The following is a 17,212-nucleotide window of genomic DNA, read 5'->3' as shown; positions in this document are numbered from 1 at the left end:
CGGGCGCGTGGCTAAACCGAAGACGATGTACACCTGCACCGAATGTGGCGGGCAGGCGCCCAAGTGGCAGGGTCAGTGCCCGGCATGTCATGCATGGAATACGCTGGTAGAGACGGTGGCCGAGTCGCCGTCCGCGCACCGCTTCCAGTCGCTCGCCAAAAGTGCCCCAGTGCAGCGCCTCGCGGATATCGAGGCGTCGGACGTGCCGCGCTTTTCGACCGGCGTCAGCGAATTCGATCGCGTGCTGGGCGGCGGCCTGGTGCCGGGCGGGGTGGTGCTGATCGGTGGCGATCCGGGAATCGGCAAATCGACCTTGTTGCTGCAGTCGCTCGGGGAAATCGCCCACGAGCGGCGCGCGCTTTATATCAGCGGCGAAGAATCGGCTGCGCAGATTGCGTTGCGGGCGCAACGGCTTTCGCTGCTCGATCCCGGCTCCAAGGCCAGTGAACTCAGACTACTCGCCGAGATCCAGCTCGAAAAAATCCAGGCGACCATCGAAAGCGAACGGCCCGAGGTCGCCGTGATCGATTCGATCCAGACGGTCTACTCCGAGGCGCTTACGTCGGCACCAGGCTCGGTCGCGCAGGTGCGCGAATGCGCGGCGCAATTGACGCGGATTGCCAAACAATCCGGCACCGCGATCATCATGGTCGGCCACGTGACCAAGGAAGGCAATCTGGCGGGCCCGCGGGTGCTCGAGCATATCGTCGACACCGTCCTGTATTTTGAAGGCGACACGCATTCGTCGTTCCGCCTTGTGCGCGCGTTCAAGAACCGCTTCGGCGCAGTCAACGAACTCGGTGTGTTCGCCATGACCGAGCGCGGACTGCGCGGTGTGGCAAATCCGTCGGCGCTGTTTCTCTCGCAGCACGAGCAGGTCGTGCCTGGCTCGTGCGTGCTGGTGACGCAGGAAGGCTCGCGGCCGCTGCTCGTCGAAGTGCAGGCGCTGGTGGATGCGGCCAATGTGCCGAATCCACGCCGTCTCGCGGTGGGGCTGGAGCAGAACCGTCTGGCGATGCTGCTGGCGGTGCTGCATCGGCACGCCGGGATCGCCTGCTTCGATCAGGACGTCTTTCTGAACGCCGTGGGCGGCGTCAAGATCACGGAGCCAGCGGCGGACCTCGCGGTGCTGCTGGCGATTCACTCGTCAATGCGTAACAAACCACTACCCAAGGGTTTGATCGTGTTCGGCGAAGCGGGGCTCGCCGGAGAGATCCGGCCCTCGCCGCGCGGCCAGGACCGCCTCAAGGAAGCGGCCAAGCTGGGCTTCTCGATCGCGTTGATTCCTAAGGCGAATGCGCCGAAACAGCCGATCGACGGCTTACAGGTTATTGCGGTAGACCGGCTCGAACAGGCTATCGACCGTATCAGAACGCTAGAGTAGGCGTCGTTTGCGGAGCATTTTTGCAGCAGGCGCCGCGTAATGCTCCGTAAATAACCGCGTATTGGATGTAACCCACGCAACACTCGTATTCCCTAAGCTGGTCAGGTCTGCCATCCCTCTTGAGCGGAAAAGGATCGCGCCTTGAAACAGTCTCACGAAACAGTGCCCGAGCGTCCCATGCAAGTCCGCGGTTGCCGCGTGTCTGCGCCCATCCGCCAGCCTTGGGGTGGCGCGTGCCGGATCGTCGAATGGATCGACACCACGGGCCAGATTTCGCGCCGCGTCGTGGCTGAAAACGTCACCGCGGATGAAGTGCGTGCCACCATCGACCGTCACGTCGAGGGACGGAAATACATGTTGTACGACGACGAACGGGCGCCGCGTCAGACTTTGCCGCGGCGTTAAATGCGGCGAGGCGGGGGCTGCAGGCTGGAGCTAGGTGCTGCCTGGGCTGGACCTGTGCCTGCGCCTGAGGCCTGCGATCTGATTCGCCTTTAGCCTGGCCGCCCGTCTCCGTCATCGGCCGCTTCACTGGCTTCTTCGTCCGCGCCGGGTTCCGCTTTGGGATTGAACAGCGGATGTTGGGCTGCCTCCGCTGGTCTCAGCACCGGCGACACACAGCAATCGAGCGGTTCCAGCAAGCGCACCCAATCTTCCAGCGGACGGCCAGCGATCAGGGTGGTCATGTCCTGTATCAGCGCGAGCGCATCGGGTCCGCCGATGGCCTGCCCCACGCTCCAATGCCGATACGCCCATTCCGGACGATCAAGCGCGTGGCACAGCGTTTCCCAGAACTTGAGTTCGAGCGCTCCGACCGCGAGCCAGCGGCCGTCCTGCGTCCGATACAGGTTGTAGCAGGCCACACCACCGTTCAGCAGACCACCGCCGGCTGGCGGCGCGTCGCCGTCGTTGGCGAGCGAGACACGGGCGAGGAAGTTGTTCGCGTGGGTGGCGTGTGTCATCGATACGTCGACGAAGCGGCCGTTGCCGCCGCGTGCCACCTGCCACAGCGCCGCGAGAATCTGCTCGACCGCGCTTGCGGCGCCGCCCAGCAGATCGGCAATCTGGAAGTTCGGCAGGATCGGCGCGCCGTCGCGCGCCGCCAGTTGCTCGAGGACGCCTGCGTAGCTGACGTAATTCAGATCGTGGCCGGCCTGACGGGCGAAGGGGCCCGTCGAACCGTAGCCGGTGATAGCGCAGTAGACGAGCTTCGGATTGAGCACGCTCAGGTTGTCGTAGCCGATGTCCAGCCGGTCCATCACGCCCGGCCGGAAGCTCTCGATCAGCACGTCGGCTTCCCGGGCCAGCGCGCGCAGTACGGTGCGTCCCGCTTCGGACTTGAGGTCGAGGCGCGTCTCGCGCTTGCCGCGGTTGACCATGCGATAGAAGGCGCCGGGACGGCCGGCGACCCGGTCGCTCGAGGCCTGCAGCATCGTGCGCGTCGGGTCCCCGGCGCCCGGGGCTTCGATCTTCAGTACATCCGCGCCCATTTCCGCGAGACGCAGAGCCGCGACCGGGCCGGGCAGCAGGCGCGTCAGGTCAAGGACGCGCAGGCCATGCAATGCAGCGGGAGACGTCAATGCCAACCTCCTCTCTCTGGAAAACGCCAGACCACCCAAAGTTTGCCGCCCCGCAGTAAGTCCCCTTGGGGGCGCGCCTCCGGGCACTAGCGCGAAGCGACAGGGCGGGGCGCTTGTTCTGAAGCCGGCGCGCCCAGCGCAGCGTCCTCATCCGATCTGTTCAAGTTCCTCGTGAGTATCGAGCCATTCGGCTTCGAGCGCTTCGAGGCGCGCATTCACATCCGCCTGACGGCGGATCGCCTCCGTCAGCCTGGTCTTCTGTTCAGGATCGTAACTCGCCGGATCCGCGACGAACGCATCCAGCGTCGCTTTTTCGGCGTTCAGCGCGTCCATTTCCTTTTCGATCTTGCCAATGCGATTCTGCAGCGGCTTTTTCAGCTGCGAGAGCTTCTGGCGCGTTTCGGCGTCCTGACGGCGCTGCTCCTTGCGGTTTGCAGCGTTGTCTTCGCCATTGCCGCTATTGCTACCACTGCCGCTATTCGCTGCGCCTGCCGCGTTGCCGGCACTCCCGGCCTTCAGCGCGGCGCGCTGTTCGGCAGCATGCTGCAGCAGCCAGTCGCGGTAATCGTCGAGGTCGCCGTCGAACGGCTGCAGCCGGTGTTTCGCCACCAGCATGAATTGATCGGTGGTAGCGCGCAACAGGTGGCGATCGTGCGAGACGAGGATTAGTGTGCCTTCGAACTGGGCAAGCGCCATGGTCAACGCGTGACGCGTTTCCAGATCCAGGTGATTGGTCGGTTCGTCGAGCAGCAGCAGATTCGGCTTTTGCCAGATAACCAACGCCAGCGCGAGACGCGCTTTCTCGCCTCCTGAAAACGGTGCGATCGCGGCGGTTGCCATTTCCCCGGAGAAGTTGAAGCCGCCGAGGTAGTCGCGCAACTCCTGCTCTCGCGTGTCGGGCGCAAGCCGGGCCAGATGCTGCAGCGCCGAGTCTTGCGGGCGCAGCGTTTCGAGTTGATGCTGCGCGAAGTAGCCGATGCGCAGCCCCTTGCCTTCGCGAACGTCGCCGCCGAGCGCTTCGAGCGTGCCCGCGAGCGTCTTGATGAGCGTTGATTTACCCTGGCCGTTCGCGCCGAGCAGGCCGATGCGCTGGCCGTTCTGGATCGACAGCGTGACGTGCTCGACAATCGGAATCTCGCCGCTTTCGTTGCGATAGCCGCAGCGCACGCTCTCCATCACCATCATCGGGTTGGGGGCGGAGTCAGGTGTACGGAACTCGAACGTGAACGGCGATGAAGCGTGGGCCGGCGCGATCAGTTCCATCTTTTCAAGTGCCTTCACCCGGCTCTGCGCCTGGCGCGCCTTGGTAGCCTGCGCCTTGAAGCGGTTGATGTAGCTCTGCAGATGTTCGACCGTGCGCCGCTGCTTCTCATACGCGCTTTGCTGCAGGGCGATCTGCTGTGCGCGCAGGATTTCGAATTGCGAATAGTTGCCGCCGTAGCGCTTGATCTGCTGTTGCTCCAGATGCAGCGTGACATTGCACACCGAATCGAGAAATTCCCGGTCGTGCGAAATCACGATCAGCGTGCCCGGATAGCGATGCAGCCAGTCTTCGAGCCAGACGATGGCGTCGAGGTCCAGGTGGTTGGTCGGCTCGTCGAGCAGCAGCAGGTCGGAGCGGCACATCAGCGCCTGAGCCAGGTTCAGGCGCATGCGCCAGCCGCCGGAGAAGCTTGTCACCGGCAAGCGCGTCTGCTCGAGCGTGAAGCCCAGGCCGAGCAGCAGCGCTTCGGCGCGCGCCGGGGCGGTATAGCCGTCGGCGTCGGCAAAGGCCGCGTGTGCTTCGCCTTCCGCGGCGCCGTCGTGTGCGGCCGAGGCGGCAGCAATCGCTGCCTCGATGGCGCGCAGCGCGGCGTCGCCGTCCAGCGTGTAGGCGAGCGCGGTCTTGTCGACGGCGGGGGTTTCCTGCGCCACATGGGCGATCTGCCAGGCGGGCGGCATGGAAAAGCCGCCGCCGTCCGCGTGCAGTTCGCCGAGCAGCACGGCAAACAGGGTCGACTTGCCCGCGCCGTTCGCCCCGACCAGCCCGGCTTTCTCGCCGGGGTTCAGGGTGAAGGTGGTTTGTTCGAAGAGCGGCTTGGTGCCGCGCGCGAGACTGAACTGGTTAAAGCGGATCACTAAGAGGGGCCGGCTTGGAAAAAACGCTATTTTAGACCGCCGGAGGCTAGCCAGGCATCGGCCATTCGGCTAACTGTGCAAGTAGGGCTTTTAGCTTAGACTGACGCCTTTCACCACTATGTTGCATGGGACTGGAGTCAGCGCTTTGCATGGGACCGGAGTAGCGCGCTAAAGAGCGAACTCGGGGGGCATCTGAAGCGCTAGAATCCGGTCGACAACGGAGGGGACCATGACGTCAATTTATTCGTTCTCGGCGCGCACGCTCGGCGGCGAGGAGGTGAGTCTTGACCGTTATCGCGGCAAGGTGCTGCTGATCGTCAATACGGCGAGCGAGTGCGGCTTCACTCCGCAATATGCGGGGCTTCAGAAACTGTACGAAACCTACGTGGGGCGCGACTTCGAGATTCTCGGCTTCCCGTGCAACCAGTTCGGCAAACAGGAGCCGGGTGACGCAACGCAGATCGGCAGCTTCTGCGAGAAGAACTACGGCGTGAGCTTCCCGATGTTCGACAAGATCGACGTGAACGGTGCCAACGCCCACCCGCTGTACCGCTATCTGACCGGTGAGGCGCCCGGTCTGCTGGGGCTGGAGGGTATCAAGTGGAATTTCACCAAGTTTCTGGTGAGCCGTGATGGCACAGTCGTCAAACGCTATGCACCTGTGACCAAACCCGAATCGATTACCGGCGAGATCGAAAAGCTGCTTTAGGGGCGGGCGGCGGCGCCTGCGCAACACAGGCGATTCCGGCTCCTAAAGAATCGGCGAGAACAACCTTGCAACGTGCATCGTCACGCGTCTGAATGCAGGCGCCTGGCGGTACTCGTTACGGTCGATCTCGTAGGATTCGGCGAAATCGCGCGTGAGCATCGCTTCGACTTCGGTGGCGAAGCCGCGGTCCACGGTCAGCACCATGATCTCGAAGTTCAACCGGAACGAGCGGTTGTCGAGATTCGCGCTGCCGATTGCCGCGGCGACCGTATCGATCAGCACCACCTTCTGATGCAGGAAGCCAGGCCGGTAGCGGAAGATGCGGATGCCGGCGTTGACCGAGTCGTAGGCATAGAGCTTTGACGCTTCGAACACGACGTAGTGGTCGCGCCGGCTCGGAATCAGGATGCGCACGTCCACGCCGCGCAGCACCGCGAGCCGTAGTGCTGAAAACACCGCTTCGTCTGGCACGAGATAAGGCGTGGTGATCCAGATCCGCTCGCGCGCCGCGTTGATTGCTTCGACGAAGAACAGCGAACAGGTTTCCTGCTTGTCGGCGGGGCCGGTAGGCATGACGATGCAATGCATGCCCTCATCGGTCGCTTCGTAAGACGGCATATCGAGCGGCGGGAGCGTCTGGGTGGCCCAGTACCAGTCTTCCGTGAACACGAACTGGATGCTGGCGACCACCGGCCCGCGCACCTCGATATGCGTATCGCGCCACGGCGAAAGCGGTGGCTTGGCGCCGAGATATTCCACGCCGACGTTATGTCCGCCGACAAACGCTCGCTCGCCGTCCACCGAGACGATCTTGCGGTGATTACGGAAGTTGAGCTGGAAGCGGTTGACGAAGCGCCGGTTGGTGGCGAACGGATGCACCTCGACGCCACCGGCCCGTAGCCTGGCCACATAGCTGTGCGGCAGATCGAAGCTGCCGATGCTGTCGTAGAGAAAATAGATGCGCACACCTTGTGCTGCTTTGGCGAGCAGCGCGTCCTTCAGCATCTCGCCGAGCGAATCGTCGCGCACGATGAAGAACTGAACGACGATGTAGCTGCGTGCCTGGTCGATGGCTTCGAGGATCGCAGCAAAGGTTGCCTCGCCGTTCACCAGCGTGCGCACGGAGTTGCCAGGCAGGAATGGCATGCCGCCCAGACGCGTCAGCGAGCTTACGAGCCGGGGGCCGAGCTCGTCGGTCGGCCGCCCGGCTGACGAGGCCTGCTCGTCCCACGCGTGGGGATGGGCCTGGGTGCGCAGTGACTCGTTTTCGATACGGCGCGCGTCGGCGTAACCGCGGAACTTGCTGCGTCCGAGGAACAGGTAAGGCACTACCGTCAGGTACGGCATGGCTACCAGCGATACCGCCCATGCCACCGCGCCCTGGGAGGTACGCGTGTTGAGAATGGCATGGCACGCCGCGATCACGCCCAGCAGATGGGCGAGAAGGACGAGCGGTGCGATATGAAGGAGGTCGAATTGCATAGGCGCGCGGAGAATTTTTATGCGCTTCCCGATGGTTCGGCATGAGGGCAGGGAAGTCGATCGCGCTCATCTTACCGAACCCGTTCGCCTTGCGGTCGGGTTAGGTGGATTCTTTGCTGTTCCGGGCAAATTACCCCGGCAGATCAGCCGCCTGAATGAGAAACACGTTGTCGTCTCCGGCGCTGGTCGACAGCCAGACGAGGTCGAGGCCGCCAAACGCCGCTTCCACATTCGCGCGCTCGTTGCCGATCTCGATCACCAGCACGCCATCCTCGGTCAGCCAGTTGCGTGCCTCGCCAATAATCCGGCGCACGATGTCCATGCCGTCCGCGCCGCCCGCCAGCGCCATCTCCGGTTCATGCCGGTACTCGGCCGGCAGCGTCGCCATGGACTCCGCGTTGACGTACGGCGGATTGGCGATGATCACATCGTAGCGGCGCTCAGGCAACGGTTCGAACAGGTCGCCTTCAAACAGGGCAATGCGATCGTCGAGCTTGTACTCGTCGACATTGCGCGTCGCCACTTCCAGCGCCGGCTTCGACAGATCGACGGCGTCGATATCGGCGTTCGGGAATGCATGCGCGGCGAGAATCGCGAGGCACCCGGAACCGGTGCACAACTCAAGCACCGCGCCGACCTGCTCGGGATCTTCGACATACGGCTGCAAGCCGTCCTGCAGCAGTTCTCCGATGAACGAGCGCGGCACGATCACGCGTTCGTCCACGTGGAAACGGAAACCATGCATCCACGCTTCCTGCGTGATGTACGCGGCCGGCACGCGTTCGGCGGCACGGCGCTCGATCACGCTCAACACGGCGTCGATTTCCGCCGCGGTCAGTTTTGCGTCGAGAAACGGCTCGAGCAGATCCAGCGGCAGATGCAGCGAGTGCAGCACGAGGTAGGCGGCTTCGTCGTAAGCGTTGGCCGACACGTGGCCGAACGACAGTTCGGCCTGGTTAAAGCGCGTCACTGCGAAACGCAGCAGATCGCGGACGGTGGAAAACGGGAGCGTCATCGCGGGGGTGTCCTTGGCGGGCCTGGGTTAAGCGGCTTAAGCGATCAGTTGTTCGAGTACGCGCCGGTACACGTTCTTGAGCGGCTCGATATGGGAGACGTCGATATGCTCGTCGATCTTGTGGATGGTGGCGTTCAGCGGGCCGAACTCGACCACCTGTTCGCAGATGCGGGCAATGAAACGGCCGTCGGAGGTGCCACCCGTGGTCGACAGTTCGGTGCTTACGCCGGTTTCGTCCTTGATTGCCTTGGCGAGTGCGTTCGACAGGTCGCCGCGCGGTGTCAGGAACGGCAGACCGCTCACCGACCATTGCAGATCGTATTCGAGACCGTGTTTGTCGAGGATGGCGTGCACGCGGCTTTGCAGCCCTTCAACCGTGCTCGCTGTCGAAAAACGGAAGTTGAACATTACCTCCGCGTGGCCCGGAATCACGTTGCTCGCGCCCGTGCCGCTGTGGATGTTCGACACCTGCCATGTGGTGGGCGGGAAGTATTCGTTGCCGTCGTCCCAGCGCTCGGCCACCAGTTCCGCCAGCGCGGGCGCCAGCAGATGCACGGGGTTCTTCGCCAGATGCGGATAGGCGATATGACCTTGCACACCTTTGACCGTGAGCTTGCCGGACATCGAGCCGCGCCGGCCGTTCTTCACCATGTCGCCGAACTGTGCGCTCGAAGTCGGCTCGCCCACGATGCAGTAGTCGAGTCGCTCGCCACGCTCCTTCAGCGCTTCGACGACCTTCACGGTGCCGTCGGTGGCGGGACCTTCCTCGTCGCTCGTAATCAGAAGCGCGATCGAGCCGCGATGCGCCGGATGCGCCGCCACGAACTCTTCGCTTGCCACCACGAAGCCTGCAATCGAGGTCTTCATGTCAGCCGCACCGCGTCCGTAGAGCATGCCGTCGCGATGGGTCGGCTCGAAGGGCGGCGAGCTCCATTGTTCGAGAGGGCCGGTTGGCACCACGTCGGTGTGGCCGGCGAACACGAGCAGCTTGCCGCGCGTGCCGTCGACGCCGCGTTTGACAGCCCAGAGGTTCGTCACGCCATGCGATTCGATGGTCTCGCACTCGAAGCCGAGCGCCGCGAGGCGCTCGATCAGGATGCGCTGGCAATGCTGGTCGTCGGGCGTAACGGAGGCGCGCGCGATCAGTTGTTCGGTAAGGGCAAGGGTGCCGGACATGGATTCAGTACTAGCCACTTTGAAATGAAAAAATGCCGGCTGCGAGTGAATCGCCGCAGCCGGCAACAGCTTCTTGTGCACGCGACGCCTGGGCCATTACTACCACCCGCCACAGGCATCGTGTTCAACGCGTTTCTTGACCGACCGATTCCGGCGCGTGCCCGGCGAAGCGGGTAACGCGATCAGGATCGGTGTTCAGCCGAACAACGTCTCGTACTCTTCCGCAGAAAAACCGAGCGTCTTGACCCGCCCGTTGACCACGACCACCGGCCGCTTGATCACCGAAGGCTTGTGGATCATCAACGCAATCGCGCCCGGCTCCGTGTCCGCGGCGACCTTCATGTCGTCCGACAGACCACGCCATGTCGTACCGCGCCGGTTCAGCAAGGCGTCGAGCTTGACGTCTTTGAGCCAGTCCTGCACGAGCGGTGCGGTGACGCCGGCCTTCTTGAAATCGTGAAACTCGAACTCGACGCCGTGCTCTTCCAGCCACACGCGGGCTTTCTTCACGGTGTCGCAGTTCGGGATGCCGTAGACCACAGTCTTGTTGGCGCGTGCCATCAATCGCCTCGCAGCAACTCGTTGAGACCGACCTTGGCGCGCGTTTTCGCGTCGACCTTCTTGACGATCACCGCGCAGTACAGGCTATGCGAGCCGTCCTTCGACGGCAGGTTGCCGGCCACCACCACCGAACCTGCCGGGATGCGGCCATACGTGACTTCGCCAGTTTCGCGGTCGTAAATCTTGGTGCTCTGGCCGAGGTACACGCCCATCGAGATCACCGAGTTTTCTTCGACGATCACGCCTTCCACGACTTCCGAGCGTGCGCCGATAAAGCAGTTGTCTTCGATGATGACCGGGTTGGCCTGCAGCGGCTCCAGCACGCCGCCGATGCCCACGCCACCCGACAGGTGAACGTTCTTGCCGATCTGCGCACACGAGCCGACGGTGGCCCACGTATCGACCATCGTCCCTTCGTCGACGTATGCGCCAATGTTGGTGTACGACGGCATCAGCACGACGTTCTTCGCGATGAACGAGCCACGGCGTGCGATGGCGGGCGGCACCACGCGGAAGCCGCCGGCGGCGAAGTCTTCAGCGGTGTAGTTCGCAAACTTCGAGGGCACCTTGTCGTAGAACTGGGAGTAGCCACCAGCCGGCATCGGCGCGTTGTCTTCCAGACGGAACGACAGCAGCACCGCTTTCTTCAGCCATTGATTGACGACCCATTCGCCGTTTTTCTTTTCGGCGACGCGCAGCAGACCCTTGTCGAGTTGCTCGATGGCGTGTGCGACGGCCTCACGCACGTCGGCGGGGGCGGCTTTCGGCGACAGGTCTGCGCGGTTTTCCCAGGCGGTATCGATGATCTGCTGAAGTTGTTGCGACATATTCGTGGCTTATCGAGGATTAAAGAGTTGAAGTCTGAGGAAGAGGGGCTGCATGCCGGGCGCGTTTAGCGCGCGAGCGCATGGCAAAAATCGACGATCCGCTGCGCGCCTTCGGTGCACTCGTCGACATCGGCGACCAGCGCGAGGCGCACGAAATTGCGGCCGGGGTTCGTGTCGTGCGCAGTGCGCGCGAGGTACGAGCCCGGCAGAACCGTCACATTATAGTCGGCGTAGAGACGCTGGGCGAACTCGGTATCCGTCAGGCCAGTGCGCGCTACATTGCACCACAGGTAGAAGGCGGCATCGGGCAGGCGCACGTCGAGCACGTCGGCAATCATCGGCGTAACGGTGGCAAATTTCTGCACGTATTTCGCGCGGTTCTCGCGCACATGCGTCTCGTCGTTCCAGGCCGCGATACTCGCAGTCTGGTACACGGTCGACAAGGCGGCGCCGTGGTATGTCCGGTATAGCAGGAACTGCTTGAGGATCGCCGCGTCGCCGGCGACGAAGCCCGAGCGCATGCCCGGCACGTTAGAGCGCTTCGACAGGCTCGAGAGCATCACGATGCGCTCGAAGCCGCGGCCCAGCTTGTGCGCTGCCTCGAGCGCGCCAAGCGGCGGTTTGGCTTCGTCGAAATAGATTTCCGAGTAGCACTCGTCGGAGGCAATCACGAAGCCATAACGGTCGGACAGTGCAAACAGTTCGCGCCAGTCCTCGAGCGTCAGCACCGCGCCGGTCGGGTTGCCCGGCGAACAGACGTAGAGCAGTTGCGTGCGTGCCCAGATGTCGGCTGGCACGGCCGAATAATCACAGGCGAAATTGCGGGCCGGATCGCTGTTGACGAAATACGGCTGCGCGCCGGCCAGCAAAGCTGCGCCTTCGTAGATCTGGTAGAACGGGTTCGGGCAGAGTACGATCGCGGGCTCGCCCGCTGCGTTTCGCTTCGGGTCGATCACGGTCTGCGCGAGCGCAAACAACGCCTCGCGGGAGCCGGCAACCGGCAGCACTTCAGTGGCCGGATCGACGGGCGGCAGGTTGTAGCGCTTCGTGATCCAGTTCGCAATCGACTCGCGCAACGCCGGTGAACCGAGCGTGGCCGGATACACCGCCAGGCCGCCGAGCGAAGCGATCACCGCGTCGCGGATCAGCGCCGGGGTCGGATGTTTCGGTTCGCCAATGCCGAAGCTGATGTGCGAGAGATTGGCTGGCGGCGTGACGTCCTTGAAAAGCAGACGCAGCTTTTCGAACGGATAGGACTGGAGGGTGTCGAGTAGCGGGTTCACTTGGCGGATCGAGCCTGATCGAAAACGGGCGGAGACAGGTGAGGGGCACGCGCGGCGGCGGCAATCATCGTCGCATCGATCGGGACGGTGAAATGACGGCACAGGCGGCGGATCGGTGATTATAGCGTGGTGCGACGGGCCTGGCGCCTGGCTGGCCCCGCTGGATCACTCGGGCGCCGCGTGCGAAGACTACTGGCGAAGCGGCCCACCTCAGACGGCCGCGTAAATAGATACTGGGAGACAGAATGCAGGTGGTAGTTCAGGCGGCAGTTCGGGTGACAGCTCAAGCGGCAGGTCAGCCAACGGACGAGGCGGCAGGTCAGGTGACGGCCCAGGTGGCAAGGCAGTTCCCGGTGGAGGACAGATCGGGTCTTGCAGGACGTCCGGCCGCCGCCGTTCAGTGCTCGAACGACCCACGCCAGAACCCGAGCGCGAGCAGAAGCAGGAGCGCCGCGCGATGAGCAACTGGATTCGCACGAGTTGGCCGGCGCTCGCCATCATGCTGGGCGCGTCCGTTTGGGGCATGATCTGGTACCCGCTGCGCATGCTGGCTTCGCTGGGAGTGACCGGCACGGCCGCCAGCGCGCTCACAAGCGGCGCCGGCTGCCTGTTCGTGCTGCTGGTACGCCACCGCGCCATCCGCACAGTCCGCTGGCATTGGCTGCTGCCCGCACTAGCGCTGGCCGCCGGTGTCACGAACCTCGGTTTCGTCTGGGGTTCGATCCACGGCCAGGTCATGCGCGTGCTGCTGCTCTTCTACCTCACCCCAGCATGGACCGCGCTGTTCGCACATTTCATCCTGCATGAACGCCTGACGTGGACCGGTGCCGCGCTCGCGGCGCTGTCGCTGGCGGGCGCGATGACCATGCTGTGGTCGCCCCAACTGGGTTTGCCGGTGCCGGCGAATCTGGCTGAATGGGGTGGCCTCGCCGGGGGCATGGGCTTTGCCATGAGCAATGTGTTGATTCTCAAGACGAGCCGTGTGCTGCCCGGGATGAAGGCGGAAATGCGCACCGCGACGATTTTTGGCGGCGCTGCCATCTTCAGCGCCTGCGCGTCGTTATTCGAGGCGATGCCCGCGCCGCCCACCGGCGCGCACCTGGGCGTGGCGGCCTTGCTGGTGCTGGGCCTCGGTTTCCTGTTGGCGTCCAATAACATGCTGGTGCAATACGGCATGGCGCGCATCCCGGCGAACCGCGCATCGATCATCATGCTGTTCGAAATCGTGGTGACGGCGCTGTCTGCATGGCTCTTTGCCGGCGAGACCCCCGGGCCGCGCGAATGGGCGGGCGGCGCGTGCATCGTGCTGGCGTCGGCGTTGTCGAGTTGGGTGCATCGCACTAAGCTCGACCCTAAGCGCCAGGACCGCTCACGCGCGATGGTATGATTGCCCCTGCTTGCCGTCGCGCGCCTTGCCGGGCGTGCGCGGCGCCCGTATCGCGGGGTTCGTGTGGGTCGTTTCGCAGTGGCTGGGAACGGCACGCGCGGCCCTTGCGATCCACCTTTATTTTCCCTTTTCAATCAGCGATATCGCCGTGCGTCTGACCTCGATCAAACTCGCTGGCTTCAAGTCATTCGTCGATCCCACGCATTTCCAGGTTCCGGGCCAGCTTGTCGGCGTGGTCGGTCCCAATGGTTGCGGCAAGTCCAACATCATCGACGCCGTGCGCTGGGTGCTCGGCGAATCGCGCGCTTCCGAGCTGCGCGGCGAGTCGATGCAGGACGTGATCTTCAACGGCTCTACTGCGCGCAAGCCGGGCAGCCGCGCCAGCGTCGAACTCGTGTTCGACAACGCCGACGGCCGTGCCGCCGGCCAGTGGGGGCAGTATGCCGAAATCGCCGTCAAGCGCGTGCTGACACGCGACGGCACTTCGAGCTACTACATCAACAACCTGCCGGCGCGCCGCCGCGACATCCAGGACATCTTCCTCGGCACCGGTCTCGGGCCGCGGGCGTACGCCATCATCGGGCAGGGCATGATTGCGCGCCTGATCGAGGCGAAGCCTGAAGAACTGCGCGTGTTCCTGGAGGAAGCCGCGGGCGTCTCGAAGTACAAGGAACGCCGCCGCGAGACCGAGAGCCGTCTGCACGACACGCGTGAGAATCTGACGCGGGTGGAAGACATCGTCCGTGAACTCGGCACGAACCTCGAAAAGCTCGAAGATCAGGCAGTTGTCGCGACGAAGTTCAAGGAACTGCAGGCCGACGGCGAAATGAAGCAGCGCCTCTTGTGGCTGCTGCGCAAGAACGAAGCCGGCGGCGAACAGGAACGCCAGCAACGCGCCATCGAACAGGCGCAGATCGACCTCGAAGCCCAAACCGCGAAGCTGCGCGAAGTCGAAGCGCAGCTGGAAACGCTGCGTGTGGCGCACTATTCGGCGAGCGATGCGATGCAGGGTGCGCAAGGCGCACTCTACGAGGCGAACGCCGAAGTGAGCCGGCTCGAGGCCGAGATCAAGTTCATCGTCGAATCGCGCAACCGCGTCCAGGCGCAGATCGCCGCGCTGAACGCGCAGCGCGAGCAGTGGCAGTCGCAGGCCCAGAAGGCCCAGGACGACCTCGAAGACGCTGCGGAACAACTGGCGGTGGCGGAAGAAAAGGCCGCGCTTGCCGAAGACGAAGCTGCTGCGAAGCACGACGCGATGCCCGCTCTCGAAGCCCGTTGGCGCGATGCGCAGACGCAGCTGAACGAAGAGCGCGGCGGCATTGCACAGACCGAGCAGGCGCTCAAGCTGGAGGCCGCGCATCAGCGCAATGCCGACCAGCAGCTGCAGCAGTTGCAGCAGCGTCATGAGCGGTTGAAGCTGGAAGCGGGCGGTCTCGACGCGCCGGACGAAGCCCAGCTCGAAGAGCTGCGCATGCAGTTGGCCGAGCACGAAGAGATTCTTAACGACGCCCAGGCGCGCCTCGCCGATGCCCAGGAAACGCTGCCGCGCCTCGACGGCGAACGGCGCAGCGCCCAGGAGCGCGTGCAGTCGGAAACGGCGCAGATTCATCAACTCGACGCGCGTCTCGCTGCGCTCAAGCAGTTGCAGGAAAACGTCCAGACCGAAGGCAAGATCCAGCCATGGCTCGAGAAGCACGAGCTGAACGGTCTGCCGCGGTTGTGGAAGAAGCTGCACGTTGAAGCAGGCTGGGAAACGGCGCTGGAATCGGTGTTGCGCGAGCGTCTCGCCGCGCTGGAAGTGTCGAATCTCGACTGGGTCAAGGCCTTCGCGACCGATGCGCCGCCCGCCAAGCTCGCCTTTTACGCACCGCCGGCAGCTGGAGCGCCGGTCACGACGCCGCCTGCCTTGCGGCCGCTGCTGTCGCTGGTGCGCATTGACGACGCGGGCCTGCGCGCGGTGTTGAACGACTGGCTGGGTCTCGCTTTTGTCGCCGACGATCTTGCCCAGGCGCTCTCGCTGCGTTCGCAGTTGCCGGAAGGCGGCTCGTTTGTCGTCAAGGCGGGTCATGTGGTGACGCGCGTCGGCGTGCAACTCTATGCTGCCGATTCCGAGCAGGCCGGCATGCTGGCCCGTCAGCAGGAAATCGAAAACCTGACGCGCCAGGTGCGCGCCCAGGGGCTGCTGGCAGATGAAGCCAAGACGGCGGCGATTCGTGCCGAAGCGGCTCACACGCAGGCGTCGCAAACCTTGACGGACGTGCGCCAGCAGGCCGAGCGCGCGACCCAGCGCGTGCACGCGCTGCAGATGGATGTGCTCAAGCTCACTCAGGCGCACGAGCGCTACATGCAGCGCAGCACGCAGATTCGCGAGGAACTCGAAGAGATCACCGCACAGATCGACGAGCAGCGCGCCTTGCGCGGCGAGTCGGAAGCGAACTTCGAGCGTCACGACGCCGAACTGGCTGAATTGCAGGCGCGCTTCGAAGACAACCAGTTGGCCTTCGAAGCACTCGATGAAGAACTGACGGCTGCGCGAGCGCAGTCTCGCGATCTTGATCGGGCTGCCACCGATGCACGCTTTGCCGCGCGCAATATGGCGAACCGCATCGACGAACTCAAGCGCAGCATTCAGGTGGCGCACGAGCAGAGCGAACGGGTTGCCGCATCGCTCGAAGACGCGCGGGCCGAGCTCGAAACGATCAATGAGCAGACCGCGCATACCGGTCTGCAAGGCGCGCTGGAAATCCGCGCGGTCAAGGAAGAGGCGCTGCATGCCGCGCGTCTCGAGCTGGACGATCTGACTGCCAAGCTGCGCGCCGCCGACGAGACGCGTCTCACGGCAGAGCGCGCACTGCAGCCGCTGCGCGACCGTATTACCGAGCTGCAGTTGAAGGAACAGGCCGCGCGTCTGAACGCCGAGCAGTTCATCGAGCAGCTCGCCGCGGCAGGTGTCGACGAGGCCGAATTGCAGGCCAGGCTGACGCCGGACATGAAGCCGTCCTACCTGCAAGGCGAAGTCACGCGGCTGAACAACGCGATCGCTGCGCTGGGTCCGGTGAATATGGCCGCGCTCGACGAACTGAAGGCCGCTACCGAGCGCAAGAGCTTCCTCGATGCGCAGTCGGCTGACCTGAACAGCGCAATCGAAACGCTGGAAGACGCGATTCACAAGATCGATCAGGAAACCCGCACGCTGCTGCAGGGCACCTTCGATCAGGTCAACCAGCATTTCGGCGAACTGTTCCCGCGCCTGTTCGGCGGTGGCCAGGCCAAGCTGATCATGACCGGCGACGAAATCCTCGACGCCGGCGTGCAGGTCATGGCGCAACCGCCGGGCAAGAAGAATTCGACGATTCACTTGCTGTCGGGCGGCGAGAAAGCGCTGACCGCGACGGCACTCGTGTTCGCGATGTTCCAGTTGAATCCGGCGCCGTTCTGTCTGCTCGACGAAGTGGACGCGCCGCTCGACGACGCCAACACGGAGCGCTTTGCCAATCTCGTGCGCGCGATGTCGGACAAGACCCAGTTCCTGTTCATCTCGCACAACAAGATCGCGATGGAAATGGCCCAGCAACTGATCGGCGTGACGATGCAGGAGCAGGGTGTGTCGCGGATCGTCGCGGTCGACATGGAAACGGCCGCCGGTTTCGCCCAGAATATCGTTTGATACGGACGGCGCGAGCCTGCGCC

13 protein-coding genes are annotated in these 17,212 nt (G+C 63.9%); 5 read left to right on the top strand and 8 right to left on the bottom strand.

The annotated features are described in order from the left end of the window. Positions 1 to 7 precede the first annotated feature (7 nt). The gene (gene radA / locus P3T20_RS13970) at positions 8 to 1,384 is read left to right on the top strand and encodes a DNA repair protein RadA (RefSeq protein ID WP_429287121.1); all 1,377 of its coding nucleotides are present in this window, start codon (positions 8 to 10) and stop codon (positions 1,382 to 1,384) included. A gap of 141 nt (positions 1,385 to 1,525) precedes the next feature. Beyond that, on the top strand, positions 1,526 to 1,789 hold the full coding sequence (locus P3T20_RS13965; protein ID WP_074264262.1) for a DUF2866 domain-containing protein: 264 nt from the start codon (positions 1,526 to 1,528) through the stop codon (positions 1,787 to 1,789). An 89-nt stretch (positions 1,790 to 1,878) separates the two neighbouring features. On the opposite strand, the gene P3T20_RS13960 is transcribed toward P3T20_RS13965, so the two are convergent. After that, a complete protein-coding gene (locus P3T20_RS13960) occupies positions 1,879 to 2,946 on the bottom strand; it encodes a CaiB/BaiF CoA transferase family protein (protein ID WP_074266026.1) in 1,068 nt (355 codons plus the stop codon). Positions 2,947 to 3,111: 165 nt separating this feature from the next. Further along, positions 3,112 to 5,082: an ATP-binding cassette domain-containing protein gene (locus P3T20_RS13955; protein ID WP_074264263.1), complete on the bottom strand. Its 1,971-nt coding sequence runs from the start codon at positions 5,080 to 5,082 to the stop codon at positions 3,112 to 3,114. A 229-nt stretch (positions 5,083 to 5,311) separates the two neighbouring features. Here P3T20_RS13955 and P3T20_RS13950 point away from each other — a divergent pair, with 229 nt between their 5' ends. Further along, on the top strand, positions 5,312 to 5,791 hold the full coding sequence (locus tag P3T20_RS13950) for a glutathione peroxidase (RefSeq protein WP_074264264.1): 480 nt from the start codon (positions 5,312 to 5,314) through the stop codon (positions 5,789 to 5,791). Positions 5,792 to 5,833: 42 nt separating this feature from the next. Here the strand turns inward: P3T20_RS13950 and cls are convergent, their stop codons facing one another. From cls to dapC, 6 genes are all read right to left on the bottom strand, one after another. Beyond that, a complete protein-coding gene (cls, locus tag P3T20_RS13945; protein WP_074264265.1) occupies positions 5,834 to 7,273 on the bottom strand; it encodes a cardiolipin synthase in 1,440 nt (479 codons plus the stop codon). A 130-nt stretch (positions 7,274 to 7,403) separates the two neighbouring features. Beyond that, positions 7,404 to 8,288: a 50S ribosomal protein L3 N(5)-glutamine methyltransferase gene (gene prmB, locus P3T20_RS13940; protein WP_074264266.1), complete on the bottom strand. Its 885-nt coding sequence runs from the start codon at positions 8,286 to 8,288 to the stop codon at positions 7,404 to 7,406. Positions 8,289 to 8,324: 36 nt separating this feature from the next. Continuing rightward, positions 8,325 to 9,464 carry a succinyl-diaminopimelate desuccinylase gene (gene dapE, locus P3T20_RS13935; RefSeq protein ID WP_074266027.1) on the bottom strand — a complete coding sequence of 380 codons (1,140 nt, stop codon included), beginning with the start codon at positions 9,462 to 9,464 and terminating at the stop codon, positions 8,325 to 8,327. A gap of 195 nt (positions 9,465 to 9,659) precedes the next feature. Beyond that, positions 9,660 to 10,025: an ArsC family reductase gene (locus P3T20_RS13930; protein WP_074264267.1), complete on the bottom strand. Its 366-nt coding sequence runs from the start codon at positions 10,023 to 10,025 to the stop codon at positions 9,660 to 9,662. Continuing rightward, a complete protein-coding gene (dapD, locus tag P3T20_RS13925; protein WP_074264268.1) occupies positions 10,025 to 10,852 on the bottom strand; it encodes a 2,3,4,5-tetrahydropyridine-2,6-dicarboxylate N-succinyltransferase in 828 nt (275 codons plus the stop codon). Before dapD ends, P3T20_RS13930 begins: the two co-directional genes overlap by 1 nt. Positions 10,853 to 10,917: 65 nt before the next feature. Further along, positions 10,918 to 12,135, bottom strand: a complete 1,218-nt coding sequence (dapC, locus tag P3T20_RS13920) for a succinyldiaminopimelate transaminase (protein ID WP_074264269.1) — start codon at positions 12,133 to 12,135, stop codon at positions 10,918 to 10,920. A gap of 457 nt (positions 12,136 to 12,592) precedes the next feature. On the opposite strand from dapC, the gene P3T20_RS13915 reads away from it, so the two are divergent. After that, the gene (locus P3T20_RS13915) at positions 12,593 to 13,522 is read left to right on the top strand and encodes a DMT family transporter (protein WP_074264270.1); all 930 of its coding nucleotides are present in this window, start codon (positions 12,593 to 12,595) and stop codon (positions 13,520 to 13,522) included. A gap of 148 nt (positions 13,523 to 13,670) precedes the next feature. After that, on the top strand, positions 13,671 to 17,189 hold the full coding sequence (gene smc / locus P3T20_RS13910; RefSeq protein ID WP_429287170.1) for a chromosome segregation protein SMC: 3,519 nt from the start codon (positions 13,671 to 13,673) through the stop codon (positions 17,187 to 17,189). The last annotated feature ends 23 nt before the right edge of the window (positions 17,190 to 17,212 follow it).

Source organism: Paraburkholderia sp. GAS206C (assembly GCF_050435645.1).
GTDB classification, from domain to species: domain Bacteria; phylum Pseudomonadota; class Gammaproteobacteria; order Burkholderiales; family Burkholderiaceae; genus Paraburkholderia; species Paraburkholderia phenazinium_B.
Note: the sequence above shows the minus strand (reverse complement) of the source record. Positions and strands in the feature narration are given on the sequence as shown.

Excerpts from the sequence above, each read along its gene's own strand:
- P3T20_RS13950 (WP_074264264.1), top strand. The coding sequence starts at position 5,312 with ATGACGTCAATTTATTCGTTCTCGGCGCGCACGCTCGGCGGCGAGGAG.
- cls (WP_074264265.1), bottom strand. The coding sequence starts at position 7,273 with ATGCAATTCGACCTCCTTCATATCGCACCGCTCGTCCTTCTCGCCCAT.
- prmB (WP_074264266.1), bottom strand. The coding sequence starts at position 8,288 with ATGACGCTCCCGTTTTCCACCGTCCGCGATCTGCTGCGTTTCGCAGTG.
- dapE (WP_074266027.1), bottom strand. The coding sequence starts at position 9,464 with ATGTCCGGCACCCTTGCCCTTACCGAACAACTGATCGCGCGCGCCTCC.
- P3T20_RS13930 (WP_074264267.1), bottom strand. The coding sequence starts at position 10,025 with ATGGCACGCGCCAACAAGACTGTGGTCTACGGCATCCCGAACTGCGAC.
- dapD (WP_074264268.1), bottom strand. The coding sequence starts at position 10,852 with ATGTCGCAACAACTTCAGCAGATCATCGATACCGCCTGGGAAAACCGC.
- P3T20_RS13915 (WP_074264270.1), top strand. The coding sequence starts at position 12,593 with ATGAGCAACTGGATTCGCACGAGTTGGCCGGCGCTCGCCATCATGCTG.